The organism is Sedimenticola selenatireducens DSM 17993, from assembly GCF_000428045.1.
GTDB lineage: Bacteria > Pseudomonadota > Gammaproteobacteria > Chromatiales > Chromatiaceae > Sedimenticola > Sedimenticola selenatireducens.
The window spans coordinates 176,096-188,153 of the sequence record NZ_ATZE01000012.1 but is presented as its reverse complement, the minus strand read 5'-3'; the positions used below and the strand labels follow the sequence as shown (position 1 = coordinate 188,153).

At 53.4% G+C, this 12,058-nt stretch carries 13 protein-coding genes; 10 read left to right on the top strand and 3 right to left on the bottom strand.

Going from position 1 to position 12,058, the window contains the following annotated elements; translation table 11 throughout:
* The first annotated feature begins 64 nt into the window (after positions 1–64).
* The 8 genes from A3GO_RS23680 to A3GO_RS0111595 all read left to right on the top strand — a co-directional run bounded on the left by A3GO_RS23680 (position 65) and on the right by A3GO_RS0111595 (position 6,130).
* Complete coding sequence (locus A3GO_RS23680) at positions 65–346, top strand: type II toxin-antitoxin system RelE/ParE family toxin (protein WP_037374394.1); 282 nt, start codon at positions 65–67, stop codon at positions 344–346.
* A 1-nt stretch (position 347) separates the two neighbouring features.
* Positions 348–608 (top strand): helix-turn-helix domain-containing protein, encoded by a 261-nt coding sequence (locus A3GO_RS0111625; RefSeq protein WP_029131930.1) that lies wholly within the window; start codon positions 348–350, stop codon positions 606–608.
* 103 nt (positions 609–711) lie between these two features.
* Complete coding sequence (locus tag A3GO_RS0111620) at positions 712–1,347, top strand: DUF5343 domain-containing protein (protein ID WP_029133548.1); 636 nt, start codon at positions 712–714, stop codon at positions 1,345–1,347.
* The gene (locus A3GO_RS0111615; RefSeq protein ID WP_029133547.1) at positions 1,344–1,928 is read left to right on the top strand and encodes a Swt1 family HEPN domain-containing protein; all 585 of its coding nucleotides are present in this window, start codon (positions 1,344–1,346) and stop codon (positions 1,926–1,928) included. The genes A3GO_RS0111620 and A3GO_RS0111615 overlap by 4 nt, the downstream gene beginning before the upstream one ends.
* A gap of 433 nt (positions 1,929–2,361) precedes the next feature.
* A complete protein-coding gene (locus A3GO_RS0111610) occupies positions 2,362–2,793 on the top strand; it encodes a PaaI family thioesterase (protein WP_029133546.1) in 432 nt (143 codons plus the stop codon).
* A 127-nt stretch (positions 2,794–2,920) separates the two neighbouring features.
* A complete protein-coding gene (locus A3GO_RS0111605; protein ID WP_029133545.1) occupies positions 2,921–3,526 on the top strand; it encodes a DNA-3-methyladenine glycosylase I in 606 nt (201 codons plus the stop codon).
* A gap of 128 nt (positions 3,527–3,654) precedes the next feature.
* Positions 3,655–5,484, top strand: a complete 1,830-nt coding sequence (locus A3GO_RS0111600) for an SLC13 family permease (RefSeq protein ID WP_029133544.1) — start codon at positions 3,655–3,657, stop codon at positions 5,482–5,484.
* 106 nt (positions 5,485–5,590) lie between these two features.
* Entirely contained in the window at positions 5,591–6,130 is a 540-nt protein-coding gene (locus tag A3GO_RS0111595; RefSeq protein ID WP_029133543.1) for a GNAT family N-acetyltransferase, read from the top strand.
* Between the two features lie 172 nt (positions 6,131–6,302).
* On the opposite strand, the gene A3GO_RS0111590 is transcribed toward A3GO_RS0111595, so the two are convergent.
* Positions 6,303–8,039, bottom strand: coding sequence for a diguanylate cyclase domain-containing protein (locus A3GO_RS0111590; RefSeq protein ID WP_029133542.1), 1,737 nt, complete (start codon positions 8,037–8,039; stop codon positions 6,303–6,305).
* A 430-nt stretch (positions 8,040–8,469) separates the two neighbouring features.
* On the opposite strand from A3GO_RS0111590, the gene A3GO_RS0111585 reads away from it, so the two are divergent.
* Positions 8,470–8,820, top strand: a complete 351-nt coding sequence (locus A3GO_RS0111585) for a helix-turn-helix domain-containing protein (protein ID WP_029133541.1) — start codon at positions 8,470–8,472, stop codon at positions 8,818–8,820.
* A complete protein-coding gene (locus A3GO_RS0111580) occupies positions 8,814–10,118 on the top strand; it encodes a type II toxin-antitoxin system HipA family toxin (protein WP_029133540.1) in 1,305 nt (434 codons plus the stop codon). The genes A3GO_RS0111585 and A3GO_RS0111580 overlap by 7 nt, the downstream gene beginning before the upstream one ends.
* A gap of 23 nt (positions 10,119–10,141) precedes the next feature.
* Here A3GO_RS0111580 and A3GO_RS0111575 read toward each other — a convergent pair whose 3' ends face one another.
* Positions 10,142–11,146 (bottom strand): ABC transporter permease, encoded by a 1,005-nt coding sequence (locus A3GO_RS0111575; protein ID WP_029133539.1) that lies wholly within the window; start codon positions 11,144–11,146, stop codon positions 10,142–10,144.
* Between the two features lie 3 nt (positions 11,147–11,149).
* A complete protein-coding gene (locus tag A3GO_RS0111570) occupies positions 11,150–12,037 on the bottom strand; it encodes an ABC transporter ATP-binding protein (protein ID WP_029133538.1) in 888 nt (295 codons plus the stop codon).
* Positions 12,038–12,058 lie beyond the last annotated feature (21 nt).

Here is a 12,058-nt window from a genome sequence, read left to right as displayed (position 1 = left end):
TGGCAGCGTTACGCATTAAAATCCTTGTTGACATACTAAAAACAGTATATATACTATATATGGTATGTGGCAAATCTACGAACACCGGAAGGTCCCGAGGCAGCTGAGTAAGATTCCAAAGGAAATCTTGCAACGTTACGAAAAATGGAAAGATATAGTACGACTATCTGGACCTGACGGCTTAAAGCTCATCCGCGGCTTTAATGATGAGGCCTTGAAGGGGGATTGGAAGGGATTTCGCTCGTCGCGACTAAATCAACAATACCGAGTAATTTATACAATTGAACGCGACAATGTTCTCGTAAAAGTTGTAGAAGTAACTCCTCACGACTATCGGAGGAAATGATATGAAAGAGTACCAAAAAGCCAAGAAGACTACGGATGTATCGGTTGGTGATTCTGTTCGCATTATCCGTGAACTACAGGAGCTAAGCCAGAATCAATTAGCCGTATTGACCGGTATTCCACAATCTACTCTGTCAGCGATTGAGAATAATCGAGTGAGCTTGGGTGTTGAAAGGGCGAAGGTATTAGCGAAAGCGCTACGCTGCCATCCTGCCGTGTTGGTATTTCCAGGCTGGGAGCTTGATGATAGTAAAGCAGCGTAACCAGTTGCACCAGCCGATACGACACCGCTGCGCGGCGGCTTCCGGCTGTGCAAAGCGTTAAGTGCTGCCAGCGGAAAGCTAAATTTATATAAAGGAGAGAAAGTTGAGCCTTCCAAAATCATATCTCACATCAACAAAACGGCTCCCGGAAATATTAGAGGCCATACAGTCTGCCCAGGCTCCTGATCAATTCACAGTTCGTTTTTTGGAACAATTGGGGTTCAAATCAAAAGGGGACCGTCTAATCATTGGAGTTCTAAAAGATTTGGGCTTCTTAGAGGAAAACGGAACCCCCAAAAAACGTTACTATGAATTCCTTGATCAATCTCACTCTGGCACCGTGCTGGCTCAAGGCGTGAGGGAGGCTTGGTCTGATCTTTTTGCGGTTAATATAAATGCGCACCAACTAGCCAAGGCTGATTTCATAGGGAAGCTGAAAACTCTTTCCGAAGGTAAGCTTTCAGATAGGGTACTGGATAGTCACTATATGACATTTAGCGCATTGGTTAAAAATGCTGATTTTACAAGCCATACTCCTGCGCCCAGCAAACCAAAGGATGAGCACAAAGACGCGCCCCACCCCCCACCAGCGGAGCCGAGGAAGACAGTTGAGATTCCATCAGAGGTAGGATCAAAAATTGGCGGTTTAGTCTACAACATCCAGATCGTTCTCCCAGAATCTAGAGACCCCGCTGTTTACGACGCTCTATTTAGAAGCCTTAAGGAGCATATTCTATGAAGGGCGCTCCTGCAGAAGTATATGACTTTGTCTTCAAGGGATTATTAACTGAAGAGGCTCTAGATAGAGCCGGCAGAAAAAATCGCAGCAGCCTTTTGCTGTCTGACGAAGAAATAGCCAACACTCTTTCAATATCATCATTGCCTGATGATTTAGTAAATGAAGCACGCCAAATGGCTATGGTCTATACAGCAGTGGCAGCTTTTGAGAACGCTGTGCGCGAGTTGATATCTGGAGTGCTTTTAGAGTCAAAAGGCGAAAACTGGTGGGAAGACTCGGTATCTCAAAAAATACGTGAAAGGGCTGAAAAGAGAAGAGATGACGAGTTGAAGGTAAAGTGGCACACGCAACGAGGGAGCGCCCCAATAAATTACACAACTATGGCCGACCTCATAAATATTATGCGAAATAATTGGGATGATTTTGAGGCACATATTCAGTCGATTGATTGGGCTGCAAACGTATTTGACGCTGTAGAACGCTCTAGAAATGTCATTATGCATAGCGGAGTGCTAGAGAAGGGTGATATCGAGCGTTTGGGGATATTCATAAGAGACTGGGTCAAGCAAGTTGGCACTTAACAAGGCCAGGCACGGCGACGGCTTTTTCGTTGCGGCTTCGCCTTCACTGCAAAGCCGCGCGTGCTGGCGGCGTTAGCCATGAAAAGCAACCTCATAGCCATTTTGATCTACGAAGTTTGGGAAGTTTGGGGTCTGAAGTTTGGGGTCAGATGAAAAACTCAATCTCGTACATGTAGGTTCAGCTATACGGCTGCTCTATACTTCGCTAACGATCAAGGATGATGAGGGTGTTCAACACTCTGTGTCATCCGACCCTCACAACACAATGTGATCATCTAGCCGTCCATCAAAATGGATCGCCAGCTCTGAAAGCGTGAGGTTCCTGAGTTACCCACGAATAGTACACACCCTGTATAGTTGAATTTCCCTGCATGGCAGTGCTCCTTCACAATGAAGGTTGCATTATCGACAAACCTGATACACGGATACCAGCATGAGCAAACTGCGAGAAGATGTTTCGATTGAGCTACTGAACCAGCGTGGAACGGAGTATTTGCCCGGGTACCTCGGTATCCAGATGGTGAAACTGACGGCCAACAACCTCCACAGTCGTATGCCGGTGCAAAAGCTGCACTTTGCGCCCAACAATTTCTTGCACGCGGCAAGTGTGGTGGCGCTTGCCGACACCACCTGTGGCTATGCCACCATCGCGCACTTGCCGGATGGGGCGGAATCCTTCACTACTATAGAGTTGAAGAGTAATTACCTTGGTACGGTCAAGGAGGGAAGCATTGTTTGTCACGCAACTTCCCAGCATCTGGGAAAAAATACCCAGGTATGGGATGCCGTTGTATCGGATGAGTCGACTGGCCGGAAGATCGCGTTGTTCCGCTGTACCCAGATGATTCTTTGGCCGAAGGCCTAAGTCGGCACAGGGTGAAGTTAAATAATGACAAAAGCGATTTTTTCGCTAATATTTTTAGTCCATGATTCAGGTGGATTGATGCCTGGGTATCCTGTTGGTAAAACCGGTTTCACATGAGGGATTAGAGATGAGCGAACCTTTTATCGCGGCGGATAAGAAACCCCGTTGTCAGTGGTGTGGCGCTGCACCGGAGTTCCTGGATTATCATGATCACGAATGGGGCTATCCGGTGGATGAGGATAGGCGCCTGTTTGAAAAGTTGTGCCTGGAGGGTTTTCAGTCGGGGCTTAGCTGGCGCACCATCCTGGCCAAGCGGGAGAATTTCCGCAAGGCCTTCCAGCAGTTTGATTTCAACAAGGTCGCCCGCTTTACCGAACGGGATGTGGAGCGCCTGCTGCAGGACGCGGGTATTGTGCGTCATCGCGGTAAGATCGAGGCGGTGATCAATAACGCAAAACGTGCCCGGGAGCTGGTAGAGCAGGAGGGATCCCTGGCAACCTTTTTCTGGCGTTATGAACCCGAGGCCGATAAATTGGCGGAGCCGCAAACCGCATCGACGTCGGATGAATCGGTCGCTTTATCCAAGGCGTTGAAAAAGATGGGCTGGAAGTTTGTCGGCCCGACCACCGTATACGCCTTTATGCAGGCCATGGGGTTGATTAATGATCATGTCGAGGCCTGTGTTATCAGGGACAAGGTGGCGCGTGCGCGAAAGAAGTTTGTCCGACCCTAAACTCATAGCCAGATAAAGAGATAAATTCAGTGCGATCGGGAAGATATTGGCCGTGAATGAGCGGTATTTGAACCTGGCTGAGCATTGTGGGTAATCAGGTTAGGAAATAATCATCGGAGTCGAAAACCATGGAACTACCCGCATTGCCCGATACGCACGGCCTCGCTGTGCTTCTCCTGGTAGTGGTCGCCCTGGCCCTGTTTACCCGCGAACGGATTCCGCTGGAGACCTCCAGTCTGGCGGTGCTGGTGCTGCTGACTGCCGGGTTTGAGCTTTTTCCCTACATGGCCGATGGAGAGCAGCTCCATGCCATCGATTTTTTCTCCGGATTTGGCCATGAAGCACTGGTAGCCGTTTGTGCCCTGATGATTGCCGGGCAGGCGCTGGTGCGGACCGGCGCACTGGAACCGGTGGGGCGTCAGCTTGCACGGTTGTGGTCGATCAGTCCCATGCTGTCGTTGCTGATTACTCTGCTGGTGGGTGCATTGTTGAGCGCCTTTGTGAACAATGTGCCCATAGTCGTACTGCTGCTGCCCATCCTGGTCAGTGTTTCCCTGCGCAACAACCAGCCGGCATCGAGCATTCTCATGCCCATGGGTTTTGCCACGCTGGTCGGCGGTATGAGCACCACCATCGGCACCTCCACCAATCTGCTGGTGGTCTCCGTGGCATCCGATATGGGGCTGCCGCGCTTCAGCATGTTTCATTTCTTTATTCCGGCAGCGATTGCCGGTGGTCTGGCCATCCTGTTTTTATGGCTGCTCGCACCACGTATGCTGCCCAGGCGCGAGGCGCTGATGGAGGATACCTCGCCGCGTGTTTTCACCGCACAACTGCATGTGGACGAGGAGAGTTTCGCAGCCGGCAAAACCCTGGCCGAGGCGAATGAAGAAGTTGGTCGGACGTTGAAGATCATACAGATTCACCGGAATGGCGGGGTTGTGTTGACCCCTTTGCCCGATGTCGTCATCAAACCGGGTGACCTGTTGAGTGTGAAGGACACACCGGACAATCTCAAGGAGATGGAGACTGTGCTGGGGGCAAAGCTTTACACCGATGACAAGCGGGTGGATGAGGAGCATCCGCTGCATGATGAGGATCAGCAGTTGGCGGAGATTGTGGTCACCCAGGGCTCGCCGCTGGATGGCACAACCTTGTCACGCCTGCGTTTTTCCGATTACTACCAGTTGGTAACACTGGCGCTGCACCGGGCGGGCGCCACTGTCCGCACGCTGCGGGAGGAGGTGGGGAGTGTTCGCCTGAACGTGGGTGATGTGCTGCTGGTGCAGGGCAGCCGTGAGCGGATCGCGGAGTTGAAGCGCAGTGGTGAGTTGCTGGTGCTCGACGCCACCAGCGACCTCCCCACGACAAAGCGGGCGCCCCTGGCACTGCTGATCATGGCGGCAATCGTGGTGGTGGCGGCTTTCGGTATTCTGCCTATCGCCATCAGTGCCACCTGTGGCGTCCTGCTGATGATAATCACCCGCTGCCTGAGTTGGCGAGATGCGGCGCAGGCGCTTAGCACCCAGGTGATCCTGATCGTGGTGGCCAGCCTTGCCCTGGGAATGGCGCTGTCCAAGACGGGTGGCGCACACTACCTGGCGCAGCTCTTTGTCAGCGTGAGTGCCGGCAGTTCACCCACCGTGATGCTCAGTGGTCTGATGCTGGTCATGGCGGTACTGACCAATATCGTCTCCAATAATGCCGCCGCCGTGATTGGTACGCCCATTGCCGTCAGTATCGCGCAGCAACTGGGCCTGCCCGCGGAACCCTTCGTGCTGGCGGTACTGTTCGGCGCCAACATGAGCTACGCCACCCCCATGGCCTACAAGACCAACCTGCTGGTGATGAATGCCGGGGGATACAAGTTTAATGATTTCGTCCGTGTCGGCATTCCGTTGACCTTGATTGTCTGGTTGGCGCTCTCCTGGCTGCTGCCCATGATGTATGACATATAATGACCCGAACGGAAAAATTTTCACGGCTGATAAGTGCAGGAACAACCCGATCAGTCACCGGGAAGTCACCATATGCAACCTTCCTTGCTGATTATAGGTTCCCAACATGGTTTTACTGCGCAACGCCAATGAAAATGATTTTTCCGCCATTCTTCATCTGAACGATGCCGTGGTACAACAGACCAGTCCCATGGATCTGGACGGGCTTCGGTTCCTGCACAGCCTGGCCTGTTTTCACCAGGTGGCGACGATCGGCGGACAGGTGGCCGGATTTCTCCTCACGCTGCGGGAGGGAACTGTCTACCAAAGCGATAATTACCTCTGGTTCCAGTCCCGCTATCCGCAGTTTATCTATATCGACCGCGTTGTGGTGGGTGCCGAGTTTGCCGGTCAAGGGGTGGGCAGCAGCCTATACCGGGCGTTGCTCGAGTTCGCAGCTGCCAGCGATATTTCGGTTGTTGCCTGCGAGTTCAATCTGGAACCGCCCAATCCAGCCTCCCGGGCCTTTCATGCCAGGTTCGGCTTCAGGGAAGTGGGAATACAAAGGGTATCCGGGGGCACAAAACTGGTTTCGCTGCAGGTCGTTGATCCGCACGCGCATCTCAATCCGCTAGCCGGAGCCGGAATGCCCCGGTCGGGTGCTTGATCTCCAGATTCCCTTCGCGACACCGGTGCTGCTGCGAATACCAAATCCTGAATGAACAGGGCTTTGTGCGGCATGTTGGTTGCCTGAACTGCAGCGGAGGCGTGTTTATTTTCTAGCAGGACTCGTTTTGAGAGGTTGTGATGGATTTGTTGTGATCTGGTTTTAGTGATTTTTACTCAGGGTCTACTGGTTCACCGTATACCCCTGTCTCCATTCGATCTGTGTTGGTGATGCTGATGCTCAAGGTGTTCTTTCCTTCGGCCTTGGCGGTATACATGGCGTCGTCGGCAAGGCGCAGTAGAGTGCGTGCATCCTTTGCCGACTGCGGGAACAGGCTTATGCCGATGCTGACTCCAACCTGACACAAGCGGCTATTGATATTGACCGGTTTATTGATGGCGCTTATCAACTTTTGCGCAATCAGTGAGGCATCTGCGGGCAGTACCAGGTCGCCCAGCAGGATTGTGAACTCATCGCCGCCCATGCGGGCCAGGATATCCTCCTTTCGTATACACTCCCTCATGCGTGCGCTGATGGCTTGCAGCAAATGGTCGCCAACTTCGTGGCCATAGTTATCGTTGACTGTCTTGAATCCGTCCAGATCCAGAAATAGCAGTGCTAACTGACGGTCGTGTCGTTGTGCATTGTGGATCGCAATTTCCAGATGTTCATTGAACAGGGAGCGGTTGGGCAGGCCGGTCAGATTGTCATGTGTAGCCAGGTGCGTTAACTCCTGCTGTGCCTTGACCCGTTCGTGAATCTCGTGAAGCAGTTTGTCATTCGTGCGGGCCAGTTCGCGGGTACGCTCCGCTACGCATTTTTCCAACTCCTGGTTAAACTGTTGCAGTCTCTGTTGGACCTCCTTTTTTTCGGTAATATCACGCACCACCACAATATAGGCCGATTCACCGTCCAGCTCGATTTTGGAGATATCGATCTCCGCAGGAAAAGTCGAGCCGTTGCTGCGACTACCCGTCACCTCGCGGCTCATGCCGAGCTTGCGTTTTTTCCATACATCCAGATCACGAATAAGATAACCATTGCTGTCTTCGGCAATGACCTGGGGCATGAGTGTGTGGGCGCTCTTGCCAACCAGGATGTTGTGGTCGTAGCCGAATATCAAGTTGCAGGCCTTGTTGCATGAGATAATTATTCCCCGGTCATTCAGGGTGAGGAGGCCATCCATCATATTCTCGCGGATGGTGCGTTCCCGAAGTTCGCTATGGCGCAGTTCGTTCTCCGACTCATGGCGACGTGCGATTTCGTTGCTGATGCGTCGGTGAATCAGAGAGGCGATAGTGATGCTGAATAGTACCCCAAAGGTGCTGAGAAAGATCATCAGGCTATAGGTTTGCTCAATCTCACGGCTGGTGCTCTTCAGGTTGTCGAGGTTTTGTTGCTGTTTCAGGAGAATAAACTCATCCATCAAAGCCATGGCTCTGCGCTGGCCGGGCAGTGTGGTATGAAACAGCAGATCGTCTGCCAGTTGGTACTCCTGGTCACGCAGGTGCTGGATGACGCGATTTTGCGAAGAGGCGGTTTTTACCGTCTGGGCGTGTTGACGATCCAGCAGTTGCCGTTCTACGGCGGGGATGTCATAGGCAAGCAACTTCTGCCGTGCTGCAACATACCGAGATGCCGCAGTGCTCATCTCCATGGCATATTCATCGACTGTAAATGGGTCATTGGTGATCATCGCCGACTGCAGGCTGATGGAGCGTTCGCGGGCGACCTGACGCATGGTGTGCATCATTGTGATTTGTGTATTGCGATCCTGGACAATCTCGGTGAGGCCTGATGAGAGGCTCTGTATGCGATAAAGACCAGTACCGGTTATTGCTACCAGAACGGTGATAACCAACAGAAAACCATAGACGATAATGCGCCTTGACGTCCTCTGTGCGGACATGCGCTCCTCCCTGCGTAAATTGTATTTTTTATAATTGGTATGCTGTTGTTTGCCGGGGTCTCTTTAACGGACCTGATCTTATGCTCGACAAACTGTAGTCATCATAACAGCTTACTATGGCAGAACGAAGTCTCGTCCATGACCAGGCTGAGGCGGGTGTGACAGAAGTATCAGAGTGGGTTTGTCTCACCTGTTTCGTCAGTGTTTCTATTATCCCGTCGACTGGTTCACCTAAAGGCCCGGGACGTTGGTAAGAAAAGCCTTGTGCGGATTTATAAAGGTAAAAAAATATCTATTAATAATTAATACCAGTATTTATAGATAGAAAAATACCTATTAAATAAAATTTACGCTCTATGCCAGATTAATGTAGTAATATAGATAAAGTATTACTTATTATCGTCATTAATGGCTATTTATAGGTAAAATTATGCCTATTAAAGATATTTATATCATGAGCGATGACGCCATCGCCGCTGAAGTTGGCAGGCGTATTGAGCAGATGCGACTGGAGGCGGATATCACTCAGGAATCCATCGCGGAAGAGCTGGGCATCACCACCAAGACCTATCGGGCCACGATCAAGGGAAAGGGAAAGTTCGCAACCCTGATTGGTATCTTGCGGGTTCTCGGGCAGCTGGAACTGATAGATCGGTTTATACCGGAAACGCCGTTTAGCCCCATGGCATTGCTGGAATTGCGGGGGCGCCAGCGCCAGCGGGCCTCCGGGCTGACGGTTGTGAAAAAAGAGTCATCCGGTGAGGAGGATCTGGGATGGTGACGCACCAGCTTGCCAGGGTAATGCTTTGGGGTGATCTGGTGGGAGCCCTGGCTTACAACGAAGAGAGCGGGTTCAGCGCCTTTGAATACGCTCCCGGCTGGATACGCAAAGGGATAGAGATTTCACCCATCCGGCTGCCACTTGGCCGGCAAAAGTATCAATTTACCGAGCTTCCCTACGCAACCTACAAAGGGTTGCCGGCTGCCTTTGCCGACACCCTGCCCGATGATTTTGGTAATGCGGTAATCGATGCCTGGCTGGCTAAGCAGGGCCGGGACGCAGATTCATTCTCCCCGCTGGAACGTCTCCTCTATACCGGGCGGCGAGGAATGGGTGCCTTGGAGTATCACCCGGAGTTTGACAGGACCTTGACCCGCGCGACGCCACTGCAGGTCGATGCGCTGGTTGAGATGGCGCAAAGTGTGATCAGTGGGCGCGCCGCCATGCAGTTGTCGATAGCGCAACATGAGCGAACCAATGGACTGGAGTCGATGTTTCAGGTGGGCACCTCCGCTGGTGGCGCCCGGGCCAAGGCCGTGGTCGCCATTAACCGGCAGCGCACTGAACTGCGTAGCGGCCAGGTGGATTGTCCTGAAGGCTTTGAACAGTTCATCCTGAAGTTTGATGGGGTGGTGGACAGTAATCAGACACACCAGACGTTCGGTGACCCACAAGGGTATGGCCGCATGGAGTATGCCTACTATCTGATGGCCAGGGATGCGGGCATCAATATGTCCCATAGCGAACTGCTGGAAGAGGGCGGGCGGGCCCACTTTATTACCCGGCGGTTCGATCGGATCGGTAATGAGAAGGTGCACTACCAGTCGCTCTGCGCCATGGATCACGCGGACTACAAAAAACCGGGTCACTACAGCTATGAACAGCTATTTAGCCTGATGCGCGCCCTTCGTCTGGACCGACAATCCGCCCTCGAGATGTACCGGCGCATGGTATTTAATATCGTTGCCCGCAACCAGGATGATCACCCGAAAAATATCGGCTTTATCCGCAGGCAGGGGGCGGACTGGCAGTTGGCCCCGGCGTTTGATCTGGCTTACAGCTTTCGACCCGATTCTCCCTGGGTCGGTAGCCATCAGATGACCCTGAACGGCAAGCGTGACAAGTTTGTGCTGGATGACCTTCTGCTTCCCGCCACAACCTTTATGAAGGAGGCCCGGCATATAATCGACACTGTTCTGGAGGTGGTTTCCCGCTGGCCGGAGTATGCGGAAAGGGCGGGTGTCTCCAGGGATTTCTCGGCGGCGATAAGAAAAAATCACCGGTTGCGCCTTGACTGAGTAGGGCCTTGCCAAGTTTGTGCTTACTCCCACCGGAAACTGCGCGCCCCGATGGCCATGAACACTATGCTCATGGCCAGCATGATCAGCAGATGCGGGAAAATATCCACCAATCCGGCGCCGTCGATCATGATGGCGCGGGCGGCCTCGATCATGTGGGTCAACGGGAAGATCTGCGCGGACTGCTGAATAATCTCCGGTGATCCCTCGAGGGAGAACCAGACCCCGGAGAGCATCATCATCGGCCAGCTGATCATATTCAGCAGGCCGTTGGCGGTCTCTTCGTTGGAGAGGCGGGCGGCGATGATCAGGCTCAGGCAGATCATGCTGAAGGTGCCGATCACCAGCACCAGCAGCAGGCTGAGATAGGAGCCGTACATGCGAAAGCCCACCAGCAGGTTGGTGCCGGCGTAGACCAGACTGGTAACGGTGACAATCAGCCAGAGCCGGGACATCACCTGGGCGGAAAGAAATTCCAAGGCGGTAAGGGGGGTTGCCTTGAGCCGTTTCAGTACCCCGTTTTTGCGATAGCGGACAATCACGTAGCCGACACCGAACAGCGAGCTGAACATGATGTTCATCCCCAGTACCCCGGGGATCAGCCAGTCCACATAGCGGATCGCCTCGCCGCTGACAGTCTGCCGGGTAAACTGTGTTTCGTCCCCCTTCAGCAGCTGTTCCAGCAGATAGCCGTTGGCCGACTGGTCGTTGATCCAGTAGCTGCCGCTGGCGCTGTCCAGCAGCATATCCAGTTGATGGCGCTCGACCTTGGTGACAGCGGATTCGATGCTGTCGACCGGGATGAACTGGATGTGTTTGAGCTGCAGGAAGCGCTCCACACCGGGGGCCTGTTTATGCTGCTCGAACAGGCCCACCTTGAACAGCGTCTGGCCACCGGTGGAGAAGGCGAAGGCAAAGCCGAACACGATCAGAACCGGCAGCACGATGTTCCAGGAGAGGGCGCTGCGGTCGCGCACAAATTCCAGATTACGGGCCGTGAATACGGCGAAAAAACGGCGCAATCTCATCGCTCAGCTCCTCAGCTCGCGGCCGGTCAGTTCAAGAAACAGATCTTCCAGGGTGCGGGAGCGGATCTGCAGATGGGTCAGCGGCACCTTTTGGGCGATCAATTGCTGGATACTGGCATTGATATCCTCACTCAGGATCTCCACCTGTCCGTTAATCCTGTGCAGTTTTAACTGTGCATCCTGGTCGAGGGATTCCGGCACCTCATTGGCCGGCAGGCAGATCACCGAGTGGTCGAAATGCTTCTTCAGCAACGCCCGGGGTGAGCCCTGGGCGATGATCTTGCCGTGGTCCATGATGGCGATCTCATCGCACAGTTCGTAGGCCTCCTCCATGTAGTGAGTGGTGAGCACCAGGGTCTTCTGCTCCTGTTTGATATCATTCACCAGTTGCCAGAAGTTGCGCCGTGCCTGGGGATCAAGGCCGGTGGTGGGCTCATCCAGAAATACAATCTGTGGATCATTGATCAGCGCGATGGCGAGCAGCAGTCGCTGGCGCTGGCCGCCGGAGAGGCGGCGCACATCCCGGTCCAGGAACTCACCCAACGCACAACGCTCGATCAGTTCATCTATCGGGCGGGTACGGGGGTAAAAGCGGCTGAACAGCTCCAGGGTTTCACCGACCCGGATAAACTCCTGCAGCGAGGTCTCCTGAAACATGATGCCGGCCTCCTGTCGGAACGCCACACCGGTCGGTTCGCCCTTGTAACGAACATCCCCCCGGGTCGGGGTGATGATCCCCTCCAGCATCTCCACCGTGGTGGTCTTGCCAGCCCCATTGGGACCCAGCAGGCCGAAGCAACTGCCGCGCTCAATGGAGAAGCTGACCCCGTTCACAGCCTGGACCCCGTTGAAATGTTTTACCAGATTGTCGACTTGCAGAATGCTACTCATGGAGTGTCCTGTGGAATTCAG